General features: G+C 59.0%; 17 protein-coding genes, 1 tRNA gene and 1 pseudogene. 8 read left to right on the forward strand and 11 right to left on the reverse strand.

Going from position 1 to position 21,442, the window contains the following annotated elements:
• Nucleotides 1-19: 19 nt before the first annotated feature.
• The 3 genes from ACZ1HM_RS11520 to ACZ1HM_RS11530 form a co-directional block, all read right to left on the reverse strand.
• Entirely contained in the window at nucleotides 20-1,747 is a 1,728-nt protein-coding gene (locus ACZ1HM_RS11520; protein ID WP_472742901.1) for a hypothetical protein, read from the reverse strand.
• Between the two features lie 228 nt (nucleotides 1,748-1,975).
• Nucleotides 1,976-2,065, reverse strand: a tRNA-Ser gene (locus ACZ1HM_RS11525).
• A gap of 146 nt (nucleotides 2,066-2,211) precedes the next feature.
• Nucleotides 2,212-3,582, reverse strand: coding sequence for a class II 3-deoxy-7-phosphoheptulonate synthase (locus ACZ1HM_RS11530; protein WP_472742902.1), 1,371 nt, complete (start codon nucleotides 3,580-3,582; stop codon nucleotides 2,212-2,214).
• Between the two features lie 217 nt (nucleotides 3,583-3,799).
• Here ACZ1HM_RS11530 and ACZ1HM_RS11535 point away from each other — a divergent pair, with 217 nt between their 5' ends.
• A complete protein-coding gene (locus tag ACZ1HM_RS11535; protein ID WP_472742903.1) occupies nucleotides 3,800-4,804 on the forward strand; it encodes a GlxA family transcriptional regulator in 1,005 nt (334 codons plus the stop codon).
• A 272-nt stretch (nucleotides 4,805-5,076) separates the two neighbouring features.
• On the opposite strand, the gene ACZ1HM_RS11540 is transcribed toward ACZ1HM_RS11535, so the two are convergent.
• Nucleotides 5,077-6,042 (reverse strand): PQQ-dependent sugar dehydrogenase, encoded by a 966-nt coding sequence (locus ACZ1HM_RS11540; RefSeq protein ID WP_472742904.1) that lies wholly within the window; start codon nucleotides 6,040-6,042, stop codon nucleotides 5,077-5,079.
• Nucleotides 6,043-6,354: 312 nt separating this feature from the next.
• On the opposite strand from ACZ1HM_RS11540, the gene ACZ1HM_RS11545 reads away from it, so the two are divergent.
• From ACZ1HM_RS11545 to ACZ1HM_RS11565, 5 genes are all read left to right on the forward strand, one after another.
• Nucleotides 6,355-7,548: an ABC transporter substrate-binding protein gene (locus ACZ1HM_RS11545; protein ID WP_472742905.1), complete on the forward strand. Its 1,194-nt coding sequence runs from the start codon at nucleotides 6,355-6,357 to the stop codon at nucleotides 7,546-7,548.
• 120 nt (nucleotides 7,549-7,668) lie between these two features.
• Complete coding sequence (locus ACZ1HM_RS11550; RefSeq protein ID WP_472744605.1) at nucleotides 7,669-8,451, forward strand: ABC transporter ATP-binding protein; 783 nt, start codon at nucleotides 7,669-7,671, stop codon at nucleotides 8,449-8,451.
• Between the two features lie 115 nt (nucleotides 8,452-8,566).
• On the forward strand, nucleotides 8,567-9,280 hold the full coding sequence (locus ACZ1HM_RS11555) for an ABC transporter ATP-binding protein (RefSeq protein WP_472742906.1): 714 nt from the start codon (nucleotides 8,567-8,569) through the stop codon (nucleotides 9,278-9,280).
• 3 nt (nucleotides 9,281-9,283) lie between these two features.
• Nucleotides 9,284-10,294 (forward strand): branched-chain amino acid ABC transporter permease, encoded by a 1,011-nt coding sequence (locus ACZ1HM_RS11560; protein WP_472742907.1) that lies wholly within the window; start codon nucleotides 9,284-9,286, stop codon nucleotides 10,292-10,294.
• Complete coding sequence (locus tag ACZ1HM_RS11565) at nucleotides 10,291-11,595, forward strand: ABC transporter permease subunit (RefSeq protein WP_472742908.1); 1,305 nt, start codon at nucleotides 10,291-10,293, stop codon at nucleotides 11,593-11,595. The genes ACZ1HM_RS11560 and ACZ1HM_RS11565 overlap by 4 nt, the downstream gene beginning before the upstream one ends.
• Before the next feature lie 46 nt (nucleotides 11,596-11,641).
• Here ACZ1HM_RS11565 and ACZ1HM_RS11570 read toward each other — a convergent pair whose 3' ends face one another.
• Complete coding sequence (locus tag ACZ1HM_RS11570) at nucleotides 11,642-13,192, reverse strand: helicase HerA-like domain-containing protein (protein ID WP_472742909.1); 1,551 nt, start codon at nucleotides 13,190-13,192, stop codon at nucleotides 11,642-11,644.
• A 441-nt stretch (nucleotides 13,193-13,633) separates the two neighbouring features.
• On the opposite strand from ACZ1HM_RS11570, the gene ACZ1HM_RS11575 reads away from it, so the two are divergent.
• Complete coding sequence (locus tag ACZ1HM_RS11575; RefSeq protein ID WP_472742910.1) at nucleotides 13,634-14,242, forward strand: invasion associated locus B family protein; 609 nt, start codon at nucleotides 13,634-13,636, stop codon at nucleotides 14,240-14,242.
• A 209-nt stretch (nucleotides 14,243-14,451) separates the two neighbouring features.
• Here ACZ1HM_RS11575 and ACZ1HM_RS11580 read toward each other — a convergent pair.
• The 4 genes and pseudogenes from ACZ1HM_RS11580 to ACZ1HM_RS11595 form a co-directional block, all read right to left on the reverse strand.
• Nucleotides 14,452-15,659, reverse strand: a pseudogene (locus ACZ1HM_RS11580) (beta-ketoacyl-[acyl-carrier-protein] synthase family protein).
• Nucleotides 15,660-15,663: 4 nt separating this feature from the next.
• A complete protein-coding gene (locus ACZ1HM_RS11585) occupies nucleotides 15,664-15,921 on the reverse strand; it encodes an acyl carrier protein (RefSeq protein ID WP_472742911.1) in 258 nt (85 codons plus the stop codon).
• Between the two features lie 33 nt (nucleotides 15,922-15,954).
• Nucleotides 15,955-17,046, reverse strand: a complete 1,092-nt coding sequence (lpxD, locus tag ACZ1HM_RS11590; RefSeq protein WP_472742912.1) for a UDP-3-O-(3-hydroxymyristoyl)glucosamine N-acyltransferase — start codon at nucleotides 17,044-17,046, stop codon at nucleotides 15,955-15,957.
• 30 nt (nucleotides 17,047-17,076) lie between these two features.
• A complete protein-coding gene (locus tag ACZ1HM_RS11595; RefSeq protein ID WP_472742913.1) occupies nucleotides 17,077-18,690 on the reverse strand; it encodes a L,D-transpeptidase family protein in 1,614 nt (537 codons plus the stop codon).
• A 307-nt stretch (nucleotides 18,691-18,997) separates the two neighbouring features.
• Between ACZ1HM_RS11595 and mepK the strand changes: the two genes are divergently transcribed.
• The gene (mepK, locus tag ACZ1HM_RS11600; RefSeq protein ID WP_472742914.1) at nucleotides 18,998-19,567 is read left to right on the forward strand and encodes a peptidoglycan L,D-endopeptidase MepK; all 570 of its coding nucleotides are present in this window, start codon (nucleotides 18,998-19,000) and stop codon (nucleotides 19,565-19,567) included.
• A gap of 24 nt (nucleotides 19,568-19,591) precedes the next feature.
• Here the strand turns inward: mepK and galE are convergent, their stop codons facing one another.
• Complete coding sequence (gene galE, locus ACZ1HM_RS11605; protein WP_472742915.1) at nucleotides 19,592-20,632, reverse strand: UDP-glucose 4-epimerase GalE; 1,041 nt, start codon at nucleotides 20,630-20,632, stop codon at nucleotides 19,592-19,594.
• Between the two features lie 57 nt (nucleotides 20,633-20,689).
• Complete coding sequence (locus tag ACZ1HM_RS11610) at nucleotides 20,690-21,283, reverse strand: sugar transferase (RefSeq protein WP_472742916.1); 594 nt, start codon at nucleotides 21,281-21,283, stop codon at nucleotides 20,690-20,692.
• Between the last annotated feature and the right edge of the window lie 159 nt (nucleotides 21,284-21,442).

A 21,442-nucleotide genomic window follows, 5' to 3' on the forward strand; every position in this document is an offset into this window, starting at 1 on the left:
AATGCCTCCTTGTTGCGGCTTAGCCGCGTAGTACTTTTTCAATATCGTTCAGGGCGTTACGGGCCGTTGCAGCCACGCTCACCTTGGCAAATCCATTGTCTTCATCAACAGCTTCAAAAAATGGGCTGCCCAATTGGTTTTGATATTCATCCAAAACCCCGATGGCAGATTTCTTTAGGGTCTCACGCGCTTCCGGCTCTGAGGCGTTGACGATCTTGTCCAAGGCCACCTCCAGCCGCTCGTCCATATCAGCGATGTGCATGGTCAAATCCGTCACGCCGTCTGCGTAATCCTGCAGTTCTTCATCGCCTGCGCATTCCTGGACGATGGCGTCCTGCAGTTTGCGCAACTCTGAACGCATTGTCCCCCGTGCTTTGTTCCAGGTCAGGCGGGCATCGGCAAAGGGTTTGACCTCATCCCCAATCTCTTCGCTAAAGGCGGTGGAGCCCACTTCATGCCGGTCGGCCAGATAGGCCTGCACCGCGGGGATTTTGTCCAGGGCCTGCGTATAGCGGCCATCGGCAGCCTCGGCTGTCGCCCAATTCCAGTCCTTGCGCAGGCCGTCGACATCCTTGACCAGACCGCCCGACAAGGCGGCGTTCACATCGCTTTCCAACTGAGCAAAGGCCTGCAGCCAGGCCAGTTCATCGCCGGATGGGGCAGCCTCGGCGGTTTCATTGTCGTCAGGTGCGGCCTCAAGCGCTTTGAGGCGTTCTTGCAAGGTACGCAGCGCCACCAGCGCCTCGGCACCCTGCCCCGCTTCGGCCAAGGCCTGCGCGGATGCTACATCGGCCAGGAACGCTTCCTGTTCCGTGCTAGGCGTCAATGCCCCGCCGCGCGCCGTCATTACGCGGGCGACCTCCAAAGCTTTTTTGGCATCAGCATCCAAGACCGGTTCGGGCGCTTCGGGTGCCGTCGCTTTGCCCGCCAACTTGGCCAGGGCGGCTTCGATCTGATCCGCCCCGCCGGAGGCCGCAGGAAATTTGCCCGCCTTAAAAGCATCAATCACCTTCTGCAGCGCATCGCGCAGCTTGGCCCCCTTATCCGGGTCCAGCGCTTTGATCTGGGTGGCCAATTTCCCCAACCGCTCCTTGAGCTTATCGGGATCAATCTCAGCCTTGGCAGCATCATGCTGTTTCAGCTTAGCGATCCCGGCCTCAATCTGATCTGCCGCCGCATGGCCTTTGTCGATCTGCCCTGCTGCGGCCATCGCCGCTGCGACCTTGAGCGCTTTTTTGAGTTTTGTCGCAGGCTCGCCGTCCGAAAGTTCGGCCAAGGCCGCCTGAATGGCCCTGAGCCGCGCTTTGAGCTTTGCCGCCGCGTCTTCCTCATCCGTATCCGTAGTGTCCTCAGGCGCTGCGCTTTCAGAGGCTGCTGTGTCCGAGGACGGTGCCTCATCCGGTGCGCCGTCTAATGTGTCCTCATCGGGCAACTCTTCGACATCGGCCTCAAGCAGCGTGCCGTTTTCGTCCATGATTTCGACGTTCAACCGGACCTTGTTGGTCTTGAGATAGAATTTGACGTCCTTGGCCAGTTTCGGGACCACTTTCTCACAGGTCAGTTGCAGCACTTTGCCTTTGACCTGAAAGGTGCCATAGGCAACCCGCTTGCTGTCCCCGCCTTCTCGGGCGAGCTTTTCCAGCTTTTTCGGCGCATGCTTACGGTGAGCGCCAAAGAAATGGGCCGTTTTGTCTTTGCCAGGATTGAAGGCGAAATTGACCGGTTTGTTCTTTGAAAACCGGAGCATGGCCTTCAGTTCTTTGTCTTTGACTTGCACGTCGTCCAAAAGACAGCCCCCCAAATAAATTGATTCCAATAGGGGTATCGTCGGGTAAACTTGCCCAACAAAGCAAGTGTTTCGCAAATTATGCTGTCATGCGGGGGCTAAGCGGCTGGGGATTTGACTTGCGCTGACGACCACCAGAACAGACTTTTGCCCCGCAGTTTGGTGCCGGAAATCATGTTAGGGGTAAGATGGCGGAGCGACAGGGATTCGAACCCTGGAGACGGTCTCCCGCCTACACACTTTCCAGGCGTGCGCCTTCGACCACTCGGCCACCGCTCCGTTGGCCGGGGTGTACATTGGCCACGCCCCCAGTTGCAAGAGGGAAAACGCCGGTTTCTGAGCAGAGATGCTGCCAGACCCTGTGCAAAAGAAAACGCCGCCAAACTTCACGTCGGCGGCGTTTTGCAAGGTTATATGCGCGCGCGTTAGCTTGCCGCTTTGGCCGCCTGCATTTCGCGCCGCGCAGACAGCTCTTCTGCGACAAGAAACGCCAGCTCCAGCGACTGGCTGGCGTTCAGACGCGGGTCACAAGCGGTGTGATAGCGATCTGACAGATCTTCTTCGGACACGGCCCGTACACCACCGGTACATTCGGTCACGTCCTGGCCCGTCATCTCAAAATGCACGCCGCCGGGGATGGTGCCCTCGGCTGCATGGACGCCAAAGAACTCACGCACTTCGCGCAGCACACTGTCGAAGGGCCGCGTTTTATAGCCCGTGGCTGATTTGATCGTGTTGCCGTGCATCGCATCACAGGTCCAAACGACATTGGCCCCTTCTTCCTGCACAGCTTTGATCAAGCGCGGCAGATGTTCACCGACAGAGCCCGCACCAAAGCGCGCAATCAACGTCAAGCGGCCCGCTTCGTTTTCGGGGTTCAGCTTGGCCATCAGCTTTTTGAGGTCCTCACTGGTCATGGAGGGCCCGCATTTCAGCCCGATGGGGTTCATCACGCCCGAGGCGAATTCAACATGCGCCCCGTCAGGCTGGCGCGTGCGGTCGCCGATCCAGATCATATGGCCAGACCCCGCCAGCCACTTGCCGGTCAAGCTGTCCTGACGGCACAGCGCCTCTTCATATTCCAGCAAAAGCGATTCATGGCTGGTGTAGAATTCAACCGATTGCAGCGTGTGGGCAGTGTCTGCATTGACGCCAGCGGCAGACATGAAATCCAGCGTGTCGGAAATGCGGTTGGCCACCTCACGGTATTTCGCGGCCTTCTCGCCATCGGTGAAGCCAAGGGTCCAGCCATGGACCTGGTTCACATCCGCATAGCCGCCCGTGGAAAACGCGCGCAGCAGGTTCAGCGTCGCCGCCGCCTGGGTATAGGCGCGCAGCATCTTGTCAGGGTTTGGAATGCGCGCGGCAGAGGTGAAATCCAACTCATTGATGATGTCACCGCGGTAGCTTGGCAGCTCTACGCCATCTACGGTTTCGGTCGGTGCCGAACGTGGCTTTGCGAATTGCCCGGCCATGCGGCCCAGCTTGATGACCGGCACCTTGGCCCCATGTGTCAGCACAATGGCCATCTGCAGCATCACCTTGAAGGTGTCGCGAATCGCATCTGAGCTGAACTGCTCAAAGCTTTCTGCGCAATCGCCCCCTTGCAGCAAGAAAGCCTCACCTCGGCTGGCAGCGCCAAGGTGTTCTTTCAGCCGCTGTGCTTCGCCGCCAAAAACCAAGACCGGATATCGTGCAAGTTGGGCTTCAACCGCTTTCAGAGCGGCATCGTCAGGATAATCAGGCATCTGGATCCGCGGAAGGTCGCGCCAGCTTGATTTGCTCCAAGTGCTCATTGTCTTTTCTCCGATCTTGCAGGCTGGGTGTCAGCGCTATCAGGAGCCTTCTATACAAAAGCCTTATGAGACTGACCAGAACACTTTTTAGAACCGCAGAAGGGACAGGCAAATTCCGCCTCTTGACCTCTTGCTTGGCTCGTGAGCAAGGTTTTTGTCAGGTGCTCGGGCTACGGCCCGAACGCTGCGTGCAACACCACCATTGAAGGACGCCGCGATGTCGTCTTCGCGCTCTGCTACTCATATCCCGCGTGACACGGATAAACCGCGCCGGTTTGTGTTTGTGCTGATGAACCAATTCAGCCTTTTGTGCTTTGCCACAGCGATAGAGTCTTTGCGCATCGCAAACCGGATGAGCGGCAAGACGCTGTATACCTGGACGACGACAGGCGAAGGCGGCGAAAGCGTGTCTTGCTCTGCCGGGACGGTGTTTCAGCTGGACGATGAACTGGGTGATCTAAGCCGCGACGACACGATCATGGTCTGCGGCGGCATCGACATTCAGGAAGCGACCACCAAGAAGGTTCTGGGCTGGCTGCGCCGCGAGGCACGCAAAGGTCTGGTTGTGGGCGGGCTGTGCACCGCGTCTTATACGCTGGCCAAGGCCGGGTTGCTGGACGGCAAGAAAGCCACCATTCATTGGGAAAACCAGGACAGCTTTGCCGAAGAATTCCAAGAGGTGGACCTGACCAAATCGGTCTTTGTGGTGGACGGCAACCGGCTGACCACGGCGGGCGGGACGTCTTCGATTGATCTGATGCTGAAGTTGATTGCCGATGATCACAATGAAGAGCTGGCCAATGCCGTGGCCGATCAGCTGATCTATTCCTCCATCCGCACCGATCAGGATACCCAGCGTTTGAGCGTGCCGACGCGGATTGGCGTGCGGCATCCAAAGCTCAGCCAGGTGATCCAGATGATGGAGAACAACCTGGAAGAACCGATTAGCCCGTCACTGTTGGCCAAGGATGTGGGCATGTCCACACGTCAGTTGGAGCGGTTGTTCCGGCGCTATCTGAACCGCTCGCCCAAGCGGTATTACATGGAGCTGCGGCTGCAAAAGGCGCGCAACTTGCTGATGCAAACCGATATGAGTGTGATCAACGTTGCCCTCGCCTGCGGTTTTGCCTCGCCTTCGCATTTCTCCAAATGCTACCGCGCGCATTATGAAACGACCCCCTACCGCGAACGGGGCTCACATGCGGCGCGTTTGTCGATCTGAGGCATGTGTCAGAGAGCGTGGGCTTATCGCGATGCTCTGCGCCGGGGTGTCGCGGATGGCGTGTGGGTTTTGAGAGCGTAGAGGCGCTGCGGGGCTCACCAACCCAGAAGGCTCAGATCCCCCCATGCGCTCCCTTTGCCTGACGCACCTGTGTCGCAGCTTCAAGGAAAATAGCCGTATCCACGCAGCGGAGCCTCGGCGATTTTCCTTGAAGCTCCGCCCCCGGCACGTCCTGCCAAGGGCACGCAAGGGCGGCTCCGACCCAGAAGGGTTTACCGGCTGAGGCGGTAGACAGCGCCCTCGCCCACCGAGATGAACCAGATCGCGCCATCGGGGGCCTGGATGATGTCGCGCACGCGGCCGGTTTCACTGGTTTGGATTTGCTCAACCTCGCGCAAGGGCGTGCCGGAGAGGCGGCTGATATAGTCGAACTTAAGCGAACCTGTGAAGAAATCCCCCTGCCATTGGGGAAACATCTGGCCTGAATAGATCATCAAACCAGAGGGCGCGATGGAGGGATCCCAGTAAAAGGCAGGCTGCTGCATGCCTGGTTTTTCCGTCCCCTCGCCGATCTTGGCGCCGGAATAATGCCTGCCATACGAAATCACTGGCCAGCCGAAATTGGCCCCCTTGCGCACGGCATTGACTTCATCGCCGCCCCGCGCGCCGTGCTCTGTGACCCAAAGGTTGCCTTGCAGATCCAAGGCAGCCCCTTGTGGATTGCGGTGGCCGTAAGACCAGATTTCAGCCAATGCGCCAGTTGTAGTGAGGAACGGATTGTCATTTGGGATGGCACCGTCGGGTGCGATGCGGATGACGCTGCCTGCATGTTGGGCAAGGTTTTGCGCCGAGGGTCTGTCCCCCCGGTCCCCGATGGTCAGATAAAGCATGCCGTCCCGCCCTTCGACCACGCGCGAGCCAAAGTGGCGTCCGCCGCTGCTGCCGGGTTTCATGGCGAAAACCTCGCGCAGGTCTTCCAGCCTGTCCGCCCCCTGAGGGTAGACCGCGCGCGCAAGTGCTGTGCCGCTGCCCCCGCCGCTTTGACGTTTGGCGTAGGTCAGATAAAGCACCCGGCTTTGGGCAAAGTCCCGCGCCAGCGTGATGTCAAGCAAGCCGCCCTGCCCGCGCTGGGCCACCTTTGGCAGACCGGCAATCTTGCGATTGGTGCCGTTGAGACTGTGGATCAGCGTGCCGCCGCGCTCTGTGACCAGCGCGCCGCCTTCGGGCAAGGCGGCCACCGCCCAAGGTGTGTCGAGCCCCGTGACAATGGGATCAATCCGCCAACTTTGCGCAAGGGCGGCAGAAAAAACATCACACTGCCCGCAATCGACAGCAGCAGGACTTTCAGCAATCTAGGGACAAAAGACATGTGATTTCTCCTGAGAAGGTGGGGGCCTGCAGCACATTTAACTTCTCTGTCCCGATTTGCCACAAATGCCCCCCTTTGGACCGGGTCGCCGCCCCTGGGCGCGGCCAAAAAGCACTTTTCATTTCAAAGGCGCGCGCATAACGTCTTTGGCGAACATGACGTTCCAACAAGGGAGAAACACATGAAACATCTGCTTATGGCCACTGCCGCCACAGCATTGATGGCAACCGGCGCGCTTGCGGGCGGCCACGCCAAAGAAGTGAAACTGGGCATTCTGTTCGGCTTTACCGGCCCAATTGAATCGCTGACACCGCCAATGGCCGCAGGCGCGGAGCTGGCCATGCAGGAAGCCACCGACAGCGGCATGCTGCTGGATGCAGCCAAGGTCACGCCAATGCGCGCGGACAGTGCCTGCATCGACAACGCGGTGGCCACGGCTGCTGCTGAACGCCTGATTGCGGATGGCATGAACGGGCTTGTGGGCGCGGATTGCTCCGGTGTGACCGGTGCCGTGCTGCAAAACGTGGCCATTCCAAACGGCATGGTGATGATCTCGCCTTCCGCCACCTCGCCTGGTCTGTCCACGATGGAAGACAACGGTCTGTTTTTCCGCACATCGCCTTCTGATGCGCGCGAAGGTCAGGTTTTGGCCGAGATCCTGAAAGAGCGCGGCGTGGAATCCATCGCGCTGACCTATACCAACAACGACTATGGTAAGGGTCTTGCGGATGCGATCGAAGGCTCCTTCAAGGAAGCTGGCGGCGAAGTGACAATCGTGGCCGCGCATGAAGACGGCAAGGCCGATTACTCTGCCGAAGTGGGCGCGCTGGCCTCTGCGGGTGGCGACATCCTGGTTGTTGCGGGCTATCTGGACCAAGGTGGCGCGGGCATTATCCGCGGGGCGCTTGATGCCGGTGCGTGGGACCAGTTCGTGCTGCCTGGCGGCATGATCGGTGACAGCCTGCCAGAGACAATTGGCCCGGACCTGAACGGTTCTTACGGTGTGATCGCCGGTACAGGCGGCAACGGGATTGAGACCTTTGCAGCCATGGCCGAAAAAGCGGGCTTTGACGGCACATCACCCTATGCGCCTGAATCCTATGACGCCGCAGCGCTTTTGATGCTGGCGATGCAGGCGGCCAATTCCACCGATCCGGCAGACTATCAGTCCAAGATCATGGATGTGGCCAATGCGCCCGGCGAAGAGATCTTCCCAGGTGAGCTGGCAAAGGCGCTTGAGATGATCAAGAACGGCCAGGACATCGACTATGTCGGTGCCTCCGCGGTTGAGCTGATTGGCGCGGGCGAATCCGGCGGTAACTACCGCATGATCGAAGTGAAAGACGGCAAGAACGAAACCATCGGTTTCAAGTAAAGCCTGCACGTACAACAAAGAGCAGCCCGTCTTATTGGCGGGCTGCTTTTTCATAAAGATCAGCAAATGATCTGAGGGCAAAGCCCTCACTTACGGGGAATGGACATGGGCGAAAGCCAGATGATCGTCGTGGACGATCTGCACAAGCATTTCGGCGGGTTTCATGCGGTTGATGGCGCGTCGCTGTCAATTGAACGGGGCACGATCACCGGCTTGATCGGGCCAAATGGCGCCGGAAAAACAACGCTTTTCAATGTGATTGCGGGCGTTCTTAAACCCACGTCGGGCCGGGTGACGATGGACGGTGAGGACATCACCGGCATCCCGCCCCATACGCTTTTTCACAAAGGATTGCTGCGCACTTTTCAAATCGCACATGAGTTTCACTCCATGTCCTGCCGCGAGAACCTGATGATGGTGCCGGGCGGGCAATCGGGGGAAACACTTTGGAACACCTGGTTTGGACGCAAGCGGATTGCGGACGAAGAACGCGCGCTTAAGGCCAAGGCCGATGAGGTGCTGGAGTTCCTGACGATTGAGCATCTGGCCGAGCAAAAGGCCGGACAAATCTCAGGCGGGCAGAAAAAGCTGTTGGAACTGGGCCGCACGATGATGGTCGATGCCAAGATCGTGTTTCTTGATGAAGTGGGTGCAGGCGTGAACCGCACGCTTCTGAACACCATTGGCGATGCGATCCTGCGTCTGAACCAAGAGCGCGGATACACCTTTGTGGTGATTGAACATGATATGGATTTCATTGGCCGCCTTTGTGATCCGGTGATCTGCATGGCCGAAGGCCGCGTGCTGGCCACGGGGACGCTGGATGAGATCAAGGCGAATGAACAGGTGATCGAGGCCTATCTGGGCACCGGTTTGAAGAACAAAGATCAGGTGACAGCGTGAGTGCAGCACAGATGAGACGCGCAGGCGGGGTCGCGGTGCGGCGCAGATATTATGGGGGCTTTGCCCCCAAACCCCCAGAATTGTATTGGAAAGATGAAGCGCCGGAGGCCAAGCCATGAGCGGTCCGTTTCTGATTGGCGACAGCATGACCGCCGGCTACGGCGCTGGCCCGGACATCCTGCATGATTGCACGATTGCCGTGGATGAGGGCGAGATTGCCGTGATTGTGGGGCCCAACGGGGCTGGCAAGTCAACCGGCATGAAGGCGGTCTTTGGCATGCTCGACATGCGCCAGGGACATGTGAAGCTGGACGGTGAGGACATTACCGCCCTGTCCCCTCAGGCGCGGGTCGCCAAGGGCATGGGCTTTGTGCCGCAGACCTCAAACATCTTTACCTCCATGACCGTGGAGGAGAACCTGGAGATGGGTGCCTTTATTCGCACCGATGATTTCAGCGATACCATGGCGCAGGTCTATGACCTGTTCCCAATCCTCAAGGAAAAGCGGCTGCAGGCCGCGGGTGAGCTTTCAGGCGGGCAGCGTCAGCAAGTGGCCGTGGGCCGCGCGTTGATGACCCAGCCCAAGGTGTTGATGCTGGATGAGCCCACAGCGGGCGTTAGCCCCATCGTGATGGATGAGCTTTTTGACCGCATCATCGAAGTCGCACGCACCGGCATTCCCATTCTGATGGTCGAACAGAACGCCCGCCAAGCGCTTGAGATTGCGGACAAAGGCTATGTGCTGGTGCAGGGGCGCAATGCCTATACCGGCACGGGCAAAGAACTTCTGGCGGATCCAGAGGTTCGCAAATCCTTCTTGGGGGGCTGAGACATGGATTTCCTAAACGCAATCGTCGCCTTTTTGAACTTTGTGTTCATTCCTGGCGTCGCTTATGGCTCGCAGTTGGCGCTGGGCGCGCTGGGGGTGACGCTGGTCTACGGCATCCTGCGGTTTTCCAACTTTGCCCATGGTGACACCATGGCCATGGGGGCGATGGCCACTGTCCTGGTCACCTGGCTGTTTCAAAGCTGGGGGTTGTCATTGGGCGTATTGCCCACTGCGCTTTTGGCCCTGCCCTTTGGGATCCTCTTTACCATCGTGCTTCTCTTTAGCACGGACCGGCTGGTGTACCGCTTTTACCGGGTGAAGAAGGCCAAGCCCGTGATCTTGGTGATCGTCAGCCTGGGCATCACCTTTATCTACAACGGACTGACGCGATTTATCATTGGGACGGATGACCAGAACTTCTTTGACGGGCAACGCTTCATCATTTCCGCCCGTGATTTCAAAGAGATGACCGGTCTGCGTGAGGGTCTGGCCTTCAAGACCACCCAAGGGCTGACCATTGTGACGGCGGTGATCGTCGTCATCTTGCTGTTCTGGTTCCTGAACAAAACCCGGGCGGGCAAATCCATGCGGGCCTATTCAGATAATGAGGATCTGGCGCTTTTGTCAGGTATCAACCCCGAGCGGGTGGTGATGATCACCTGGGTGATTGTGGCCTGCCTGGCGACGATTGCAGGGGTGCTTTATGGCCTGGACAAAAGCTTTAAGCCTTTCACCTACTTCCAGCTTTTGCTGCCCATCTTTGCCAGCGCAATTGTCGGGGGCTTGGGCAACCCCTTGGGTGCGATTGCCGGGGGGTTCGTGATCGCCTTCTCTGAGGTGACGATCACTTATGCCTGGAAGAAGGTGCTGACCTATCTGATGCCAGAGAGCCTTGAGCCCTCGGGCCTCGTGCAGTTGCTGAGCACGGATTACAAATTCGCGGTGAGCTTTGTGATCTTGCTGATCGTGCTGCTTTTCAAACCCACCGGATTGTTCAAGGGGCAAGCGGTATGAGTGAGACTTTGCGCAATACGCTGTTGTTTGGCTTTGTGGCCTTACTGATTGCCATCGTGGGCGTTCAGCAAAGCTGGAACTCGGCCTTGCTGATCGTGGCGATGGGGCTGATATCCGCCATCATGGCCCTGGGCGTGAACCTGCAATGGGGCTTTGCGGGCCTTTTCAACGTGGGCATCATGGGGTTCGTGGCCCTCGGCGGCCTTGCCGCTGTCTTGATCGGGATGCCACCCACCGAGGGGGCCTTTGCCACCGGGGGTTTAGGCATTCTGGCGGCCCTGGGCTTGGGGGCCGCGACGATCATCGGGGCGATCTTTGCCTACCGCAAGATTGCACCGGGCTGGACGCGCAATGTTGCGATCATCGCCATTCTTGTGGTTGGTTTCTTTGTGTTCCGGGGCCTTCTGGACCCTGCGGTAGAGCGCATCGAAGATATCAACCCTGCGCAAACAGGCTATCTTGGCGGGCTTGGCCTGCCGGTTATCTTGGCCTGGCCTGTGGGCGGGCTGTTTGCGGCGGGCGCGGCTTGGGTGATCGGGAAAACCGCGCTTGGGTTGCGCTCAGACTATCTGGCGATTGCCACCTTGGGCATTGCCGAGATCATCATTGCGGTGCTGAAAAACGAAGACTGGCTGACACGCGGCGTGAAAAACGTGATCGGCGTGCCCCGGCCTGTGCCCTATGAGATTGATCTGCAAAACAACCCCGTCTTCGTAGAGCGTGCCGCAGCCTTGGGGATGGACCCGGTCATGGGGTCCACGCTTTGGGTGAAACTGCTTTATGTGCTGCTTTTTGCGGTGGTTTTGGTGATCTTGATGTGGATGGCGCAACGGGCGCTGCATTCCCCATGGGGTCGGATGCTGCGCGCCATTCGCGACAACGAAGTCGCCGCTGAGGCGATGGGCAAAGATGTCACCGCGCGTCACCTACAGGTCTTTGTGCTGGGCTCTGCGATTTGCGGCATCGCCGGGGCGATGATGACCACCATGGACAGCCAGCTCACGCCCGGCACCTATCAACCCCTGCGCTTTACCTTCCTGATCTGGGTGATGGTCATTGTCGGCGGGTCCGGCAACAACTTGGGCTCTGTGCTGGGTGGGTTCCTGATCTGGTTCCTTTGGGTCCAGGTAGAGCCGATGGGCCTGTGGCTGATGAATACGATCACGGCCGGCATGCCCGAAGGCTCGGCGCTGAAGGATCACCTACTGGGGTCAGCGGCGCATATGCGGCTGATGACGATGGGGCTGGTCTTGTTACTGGTGCTGCGTTTTGCGCCTCGGGGACTGATCCCTGAGAAGTAGGATAAGCCGCCGGGGCATCAGACTGTCAGAATGATCATGGGGCGGCTTAGCGCCCTTTGAACAACCCACCCAGGATGCCGCGCACGATGCGGCGGCCTGTGGTGCCTTTCAGCTCTTTGATCACGGCCGTTGCGATGGCATCGCCAAACCCGTCTGTTGACCGGCGCCGCGGCGCGCGGGAGGTGGAGCGCGCCACACCTTTGCCTGCGTAGCGCCGGGCGTTGTTGAATTCGCGCAGCATTGGCGTTGGCGCTTCTTCTGCTTCTTCTTCGGCCTTGGCGGCCTCAGCGGCGGCCTGATCTGCCCGTTTGCGCAAGATCTCAAAGGCGCTTTCGCGGTCCAGGCGGGCATCGTATTTGCCAGACATGGGTGAGGCTGCCATCAGCTGCGCGCGTTCGTCCGCAGCAATTGGTCCCAGCTGCGATGAGGGCGGACGGATCAAAGTCCGCTCCACGATCCCGGGCACGCCTTTCTTTTGCAAAAACGAGGTCACCGCTTCACCTACACCCACCTCGCGAATGGCCTCTTCGGTCTCAAACCGGGGGTTTTCGCGATAGGTCTCAGCGGCCATGCGCAATTCCTTGCGGTCTTTGGCGGTGAAAGCGCGCAGCGCATGCTGCACCCGGTTGCCCAATTGGCCCAGGATGTCTTCGGGCACGTCGGCTGGGTTTTGCGTGATGAAATACACGCCCACGCCCTTGGAACGGATCAGGCGGGCCACCTGCTCAACCTTATCGACCAAGGCTTTGGGGGCGTCTTCAAAAAGCAGATGCGCCTCATCAAAGAAGAAGACCAGCTTGGGCTTGTCCGGGTCACCAACCTCAGGCAGTTCCTCAAAAAGCTCAGACAGCAACCACAGCAGGAAAGTAGCATAAAGCTTTGGGGCCGCCATCAGCTTGTCTGAGGCCAGGATGTTGATCATCCCCCGCCCGTCCGCATCACAGCGCATCAGATCCTCCAAGGCCAGGGCGGGTTCCCCGAAAAGATCCGCAGCACCTTGGTTTTCCAACACCAGCAACCGGCGCTGGATGGCCCCGATTGACGCGGCTGAGACGTTGCCATAGCGCAGCGACAGCGCCTTGGCGTTCTCACCGATCCACACCAGCAGCGCTTGCAAATCCTTGAGGTCCAACAGCGGCAGCCCGTCTTCATCCGCCACACGAAACGCAATGTTCAAAATGCCCTCTTGCGCCTCGCTTAGCCCCAGAAGCTGGGCCAGCAACAGCGGCCCCATCTCAGACACAGTGGTACGCACAGGATGGCCCTGTTCGCCATAAAGATCCCAGAACGTGACCGGGAAGGCGGCATAGGCGTAATCATCAAAGCCGATCTTTTCAGCACGGCTTGTGAAGGCGCCGTGCAGTTTGTGATCAGCACTTCCTGATTTGGCCAAGCCCGACAGATCCCCTTTCACGTCCGACAGGAATACAGGCACGCCTTGCGCCGCAAAGCCTTCTGCCAGGATTTGCAACGTCACGGTCTTGCCCGTCCCTGTGGCCCCGGCAACCAGCCCGTGGCGGTTGGCATAGCCAATGTTGAGGAACTGCTTTTCCCCATACTCCGGCCCGCCGCCACCGATGAAAATGTCTTGTGTCATAGGTGGTTCTCCCTGCCCCATCATCCGTTGTTCCGGCTGAGCATACAAACTTAACCTTTACGTGCCAGAGTGGATTTGTTCGCGCTGCATGGTCCTTTTGTAGTGTGGACATTTCCTCCCTGTCAGACTGGCCGTGCCCTCGGGTACGGCCCTTTTTCTTGTCAGGAATATTTTTTACCCCTCGGAATATGTGGTTATTTTTCAGAAAGTTGGTTGACCGATGCAAACACCTTCCGTAACGTTGCGATCATAAGTCGGCCCAGTTCGACGGGGAGAGAAGTTTGGAAAAGGGGATGCGCGTCATCCCCTTTTTCATGCGCGCTCCATTCTGGCTTTTTTCGGCGCCTCTTTGCCGTTCAAACATCAAAAAATGCAGCTTCGACACTGACATTCCGGCCCGCCCATGTTAGATGGCGGCAAGATAACAAATGTGGATGAACCATGCGCAATTTTATGACTGCCCTGCCGCTATTTGCGGCACTTGCCTTTGCCGCTCCTGTTGCTGTGTCTGCTCAGACCACCACGACAGATGAAAGCGAAAGCCCGTCCATCGAGGATCAACTGAGCCTTGGCGAAAACGCCAACGGCGATCCTGAGCTGGGCCAGCCATATACCAAAGAAACCATCGGTGCCTGGGAGATGCGTTGCATCAAGACAGAAGCCGAAGAAGACCCCTGTCAGATGTATCAGCTGATGGACGACGGCCAAGGCGCGCCTGTCGCCGAAGTATCGCTGTTCCGCCTGCCCGCAGGGGGCAAGGCTGAAGCCGGTGCAACCATTGTGGTGCCGCTTGAAACTGCTCTGCCCCAGCAGCTGACCATTTCAGTCGATGGCGGCAATGCACGCCGTTATCCTTATGCGTTCTGCAACCCGGTTGGCTGCTACGCGCGCCTTGGGCTGACGCCTGATGATGTGAACGCGTTCAAACGCGGCAAAGAGGCGGTGATCACCATCGTGCCCGCCTTGGCCCCGGATCAGAAAGTGGAGCTGAACCTATCTCTGAGTGGCTTTACCAAAAGCTATGGGCAGGTTTCAGTGATCGAACAGTAAGCGTTCACGCTTCTTGAACAACACCGTCAGCCCCGGCCCCTGCGCCGGGGCTTTCTTTTTGCCAAAGCCAAATGCGCCTCACCAAGAACATTCGGTGCATCGCGCAACCCGTTGAAATAATTTGGCTATGAAGGGCTGCGGGACAATGCGTCTCTGACCTGGCGGGACCAACGGAGAAGGCCAGTACGACGACGCCCGCTGCCCCGGCTCTAAACCTTGCGCAGCGCCAGCACCGCGTTCATGCCCCCAAAGGCAAAGGCATTGCTCAACGCCACCTGCACCTCAGCCTCGCGTGCGGTATTTGGCACCACATCAAGCGCGCATTCAGGATCAGGCTCTTCATAGCCAATCGTCGGGGCGACCACGCTTTCGCGCAGGGCCATGATACAGGCCAACAGCTCAACCGCGCCTGTGCCGCCGATGAGATGGCCGTGCATGCTTTTGGTTGAGCTGATCATCAAACTGTCAGCATGGGGGCCAAAGACGTCGGCGACGGCGGCGCATTCTGTCTTGTCATTGGCTGCTGTGCCCGTGCCATGGGCGTTGATGTAGCCCACCTCAGATCGGTCAATACCCGCATCCGCCAGCGCCCCGGCCATAGCGCGCGCTGCGCCGGCCTTGGACGGCATGACGATGTCACTGGCATCAGATGTCATCGCAAAGCCCGCGACTTCACACAGGATATCCGCCCCGCGTGCCTTGGCATGCTCATATTCCTCAAAGACAAAGACCCCGGCACCCTCGCCCTGCACCATGCCGTTGCGGTTGGCTGAAAACGGACGGCACGCATCACGGCTCATCACGCGCAGACCTTCCCAGGCCTTCACCCCCCAAAACACAGCATCGATTCCGATCCGCCCGTCACCATCACGGGCGCCATACCAGAGCGCACCATGGCAAACGCCTGTGCCATCGCATGATTGGAGGACGCACAGGCGGTTGAGACGGTAAACGACGGCCCCTTAAGGTTCCACGCGATGCTGACGTGACTTGCAGCCGCGTTGTTCATCAACTTGGGCACCACAAAGGGATGCACCCGGTTTTTGCCCGTTTCATAGACCGCCCGGTAGTTTTCATCCCAGGTAGAAACACCCCCGCCCGCCGTGCCAAGCACCACGCCGGATCTGGCTGACAGATCGCCTGAGAACGTCAGCCCCGATTGCGTGATCGCCTCATCCGCAGCGGTGAGCGTGAACTGCGTGAACCGGTCATACAAGGAAAGCTGTTGGCGGTTATAGCGCCCCTCTTCCTCAAACCCGCGCACCTGTCCGCCAATCTGGATCTGCAACCGGGCGACATCGCGCACCTCCAGGGGGCCGATGCCACAGACGCCTTCCCGCATGGCGGCCAAAGTGGCGGGCACCGAATGGCCCAGTGCATTGACCGTGCCTGCCCCGGTGATGACAACGCGTTTCACCCGGTCAGCCCTGTTCTGCCTTCAGCCGTTCAATCCCAGCGATGATGCTGGCCACATTGGTGATGTCAAAATCGGATGCTTGCGGGTTGTTGGCGTTGAACGGCACAGAAATGTCAAAGGCTTCTTCGATGGCAAAAATGCTCTCAACCAGTCCAAGACTGTCGATCCCAAGGCTTTCAAGGGTGCTGTCCAACTCAACATCCTCAACCTCAAGCATGGCCTGTTCGGCGATGATGGCGATGACCTGATCCTTGATGCTCATGAGCCTGCCTCCCAACCAACGTCTGTCGCTGATTTAGTCATCCCCACCGGGTTTGGAAACAGCCTTTCGCAGCGCTGCGACGTCTTTTATCAGGCGCGGCAGCCGGCGCAGGGCTTTGTACTGATCCACCTGCTTGTCCATCTGCGTGGCCGGATAGCCCAGCATGGTGCGCCCTGCGGGCACATTCGACATCAGCTTGGTGCCGCCGCCCGCAATCACGCCGTCGCCCACGAAGATATTATCATTCACCCCACATTGACCGGCCATCACCACGTTGTTGCCGATCTTGGCAGAGCCTGCGATGCCCACCTGGCCACAGATCAGGCAGTTCTCTCCAATCTCAACGTTGTGGCCCATGTGAACCTGGTTATCGAGCTTGGTGTTATTGCCGATGCAGGTGTCGCGGATGGTGCCGCAGTCAATGGTGCAGCCCATCCCGATCTCGACGTCATCACCAATGGTGACAGAGCCCAGCGAATGGATGCGGATCCACGGCTGCGCCTCAGCCTCGCCTTGATCACCAAGGGTTTTGCGCGCGGATTCAACGGTGGAGGGTTCGGCCGTCACAAAGGAAAACCCATCCCCTGCAATGCGCGCGCCAGGTTGGATGATGCAGCGGTCCCCGATGGTGGCGCGCGCCCCGATGCTGACCTGTTCGCGCAGATAAGCATCCGCGCCCAAAGTGACATCAACACCGATAAAGCAATGCGGCCCGATCACCGATCCGGCACCAATCCGGGCGCGGGCAGAGATGATGGCAAGCGGACCCACGCTCACATCCTCGGCAAGCTCTGCTGTGGGATCGATAATGGCCGACGGGTGAATGCCGGGCGCAAAACCCTGCCCCGCATCCAGCATCCGGGTCATGCCCGACATCGCGAACCGCGGACGGCTAGGGAAAATCGCAGCCTTCAGCCCCATCGCTTGCCAATCCGCACCGGGCCAAAGCATGGCGGCCTGGGCCTGACCTTGGGCCAAGCCTTCGGCGTATTTTGGGCTCATGGCGAGGGCAAGATCATGGGCACCCGCGCTCTGAGGCTCAGCCGCGCGGGCAATGCTGAGCGCGGTGTCACCGGCGCAGTCAGCCCCGAGGGAATTGGCAATTTCAGCAACAGTGTAGGACATTCCAGCACCCCTATTGGCGTGCCGGAAGGCTTACCCCTGAACGCCGCCCAAGACCACCCCTGCCTGGCCAAGCGCCTTCCAGATCTTTGCATCACGGCCATAGATGTCTGCGCGGTATTCCGTATGGCCCCGCGCGTTCGTCACGGCGGTGCGGTAGATCAGGTGGACCGGTACAGGTTCATCCAGCACAACCTTGGTTTCCTGCCGGGTGCGCAGGATAGACTGGAAATAGCCCTCGGGATCGTCTTGCTGGACCGCCAAAAGCGCATAGGCGAACTCAAACGGTTGAGCCAGGCGCACACAGCCATGGCTAAAGGCGCGCACGTCACGTGCAAACAGACTTTTCTGAGGCGTATCATGCAGATAGATGTTGTACTTGTTGGGGAACATGAACTTCACCAACCCCAGCGCGTTGGATTTACTGGGCGGTTGCCGCATCGCGTAAGGGAAATTGCGTTCATTAAAGGCTGACCAGTTCACAGCGCCTCGGTTTACCTTCCGGCCCCGGCTGTCTGTGATTTCAATATGGCTGGCGGCATTCGGATTACGCTTGAGCGCGGGCAGGTATTCTTTGGTGACGATGGAGCGTGGGACATACCAGCTGGGGTTGATCACCATATGCTCCATCACATCGGAGAATTCGGGCGTCAGCCTATCCTCTTTGTTGGCCCCCACAACCGACCGCGTGCGAAAGGTGATTTTCCCGTCGTCGATAATCTTGGCTGAGAAATCAGGGATGTTCACCAGGATATGGCGCTTGCCCCGCTCTGTGTTGAACCAACGCTCCCGCTCCAGCGCGACCATCACCGATTGCAGGCGTTTGTCCACGCCCACGTTGATCTGCGTCATGGTGGCTGCACCCGCGACACCGTCCTGGTTCAGGCCGTGGTCAATCTGGAATTGCTGCACCGCCGCCTGAATGTCCGCGTCATAGGTTTGCGTGTTGGTCCGATCAAGGTAATCCATTGCGATCAAGCGGTTACGCAGCGCAATGACGGCGTTTCCACGATCACCTGGTTCCAGCTTTTTGGCCGGCACAGTCGGCCCCCAACCGCCTGAGACCAACAGCCGCTCCATCGCGACCTTTTCTTTGATCAGGGCGTTGTATTCCATGCTTGTGGGCGGCAGCGCGCGGAAGAATGCGGCGGGCTTTTCCGCAGCCAAGCCCGTCAAATAGCTGGTGCGATCGCGGTAAGGCACCTCGCGCACCATGGAGCTGTCGATGCGGTTGGGGATCAGCATACCTGTCTGAATGTCGCGGGCGTATTTCAGGAACACACGGCTCAGCTCAACCTCAGCCATGCCCCGGTCGCGCGGTGTGCGCACCGCAGCCAGCGTTTGCATGAGGCCTTCGGCGTCGTAGCGGGCCAGCGGCAGCCCGTGATCATCCGCGCTGGTGATCGCGCGCATCAACTGTGCGCGGCGTGCCCGGTGCAGATCATCGGCCCCCGTCCACAGGGGCGCATAACCGGTTTGACGGTAAAAGGCCGCGATATCTTCATCGCGCGCCGCAGCCTCAGCCACCGCTTGTTTGAACGCCGTGACCTGCGCCTGAACCGCTGTGGGCGCTGTTACAACAATAGCGGGTGCCGCAAAGGCGAAAGCCGCGCTGAAAATGCTTGAGAATATGAACTTACGAGCCATGGTTTACCCCAACAAAACAAGGTCACTCCCTGTCTCTCTTACCACCCTGAGGCTGTCCAATAACATTCCCGTCTGCAGGGCAAATTTTTGCAGGTGGTGCGCAAAGGTCACCGGAGGCGGAGGGGGAATTTAACGCAACATTCACCCTTTGGGCAGAATTTCGCCTAATTTTGGACCGCCCATGATCCTTACAAATTAAAGGCTTGGTTCAAGAATCAGGCTATGGCATAGAGATGCCCAGTGGGGACTATAAAATTGTGAATGTGTAACATCACAGACACAGAGGCAGAACGGGACAGAAAACCATATGACTGGCATTAGCTCATCGGGACTAACCCGGCGCGCCCTTCTAGGTGCATTTGCAGCGACAGCAGTGACAGCGGCCCCAACCTATTCCAATGCCGCAGGCTTTTTGCGGGGCGGCGGCGATATCCGCCGCATCAAGATGTATTCGGGCCGCACAGGTGAGCGGATCGATATGATCTATTGGATTGAGGGCAAGTACATCAAAGATGCCGTCCGCGAAGTAAATTATTTCATGCGGGATTGGCGCACCAATGACGTCAAAAGCATGGATCTACGCACCGTGGACATCATGGCTGCCGCGCACAATCTGCTGGACGCGAACGAACCTTACATGCTGCTGTCGGGCTATCGCAGCCCAAAGACAAACGCGATGCTGCGCTCCCGCTCCAAAGGCGTGGCCAAGAATTCACTCCACATGAAAGGTCAGGCCGCTGATCTGCGCCTGTCCTCCCGCTCTGTCCGGCAGATGGCGCGGGCGGCGATTGCCTGTCAGGGCGGCGGTGTTGGCAGCTATTCAAGTTCAAACTTCGTGCACATGGATTGCGGCGTGGTGCGCAACTGGGGCCGGTAGGCCCCGTTTGCACATATCGTAGGATCAGGCGGCCGAGTGCCGCCTTTTTTGTGCCTGACCCTCAGCCCCCCGCAGCGCCCATTGCCAACTGGAGCGGCACATCATCTCAAGATCGCGCTTGGCGGCAAACCCCAACATCTGTTCCGCCCGCCCCGGATCGGCGCAGCTGGCCGCCACGTCACCGGGGCGCGCTGGCCTGAAGCGCAAGGGCAACCGGCGGTCCGAAACTTTTGCAAAGGTTTCAACAACCTGCCGCACGCTGGCCCCCTGCCCACGGCCAAGGTTCAGCACATGAGAACCGCGCCCCCACAACAGATGCTGCAAAGATTGAACATGCCCCTGCGCCAGGTCGCAGACGTGGATAAAATCCCGCACCGCTGTGCCGTCCGGCGTCTCAAACCCATTGCCATAGATTTCCACAAAAGGCCGCTGTCGCAAGGCCACCTCTGCAAGCACCGGAAAAAGGTTGCCACCCGCCGTGCGCGGGGATTCTCCGATCAGACCTGAGGGATGCGCGCCTGCGGGATTAAAGTACCGCAGGATCCCAACGCGCCAATCGGGGTCCGCGCGCCGGGTATGCTGGACGAACTGTTCGCCCAACACCTTGGACAGACCATAGGGGCTGGCGTAGCGCAGCGGCGTTTCTTCGGGGATGGGCAGCCGGTCAGGCTGACCGTAGACCGCCGCGCTGGAGGAATAGACCAGCCGCCGCACCCGGTGTCGGCGCATCACCCGGAGCAACGTCAGCAGCATGGCGGTATTTGCCTCAAAGAAACCTTGCGGGTCTTGATGGGATTGCGGCACAGATTTCCGGCCCGCAAGATGCACGACCGCGTCAAAGCGGTGAGCGTCAAAAACCCTCTCAAGATCATCTTCGCTGCGCAAATCCATCTGGCGGAAGGGCACACGCGCGCCGGTAAGCCTGCCCAACCCAGCCATCCCTTCGGCAAAGCTGTTGGACAGGTTATCGAGGATCATCACCTCAAACCCCGCCGCGACCAACGCGGCATAGGTATGCGTGCCGATGTACCCGGCCCCGCCGGTCAGCAAAATGCGAGCAGGCATGCCTCTCTCCGGCTGGTTCCGCTGCAGCGCAAATACCCGGCAAAGACGAGGATGTGGTTAAAGCGCGCCAAACCCAGTGATCACGGTCACAAGCGTGCGCCAGGTGATAAAGGCGTCAAGCCTTGGGCTGGCCTGGTCAATATACCGCAGGTCAAGCGCCAGCTTTTGCGCCGCCCCATCGGTGTCACTAGTGTAGCCCTGCATCACCTGAGACAACCCGCTGATCCCGGGCCGAAGGCTGTGGCGGCGCAGATAGCCTGGCAGGTCTTTGGCATACCGCTGCACAAATTCAGGTTGCTCTGGGCGCGGGCCAATCAGGCTCATCTCGCCACGCAAGATGTTGATAATCTGTGGCAATTCATCAAAGCGGCAGCGACGCAAGTGGCTCCCCAGCCGCGTGATGCGGTGCTGCTCTGCATCTGCAAAGCGCGGCGCGGGCGGTGCGGCCCGCATGGTGCGGAATTTAACCACCAGAAACAACCGGTCCCCCTGGCCGACGCGGGCCTGGCGAAACAGCAATGGGCCAGGATTGAACCAAGGATTTGCGGCTATCAGGACAGCGGCAACACAAAGAACAACGGGGGCAAGCAACAAGGCCCCCGCCAGATCAAACGCCCGCTTTGCAGCCCAATACCCCGCGCCTTGCGACATCAAAGCCCCCTTCCCTGATCAAGCAGCCTGAAAGGAAGGGCTTAACAAAAGGTTAGCGCTGCAGGTCTTGGCGGTAGTTGGTTGCACGTTTCGGCATCCTCTTTCTCCGCGATTACTCTGGGTGCGGGGTCTGGCAAAGCGGTTGCATCATCACTCCAC

This window comes from Sulfitobacter sp. GN1-4 (assembly GCF_055693825.1).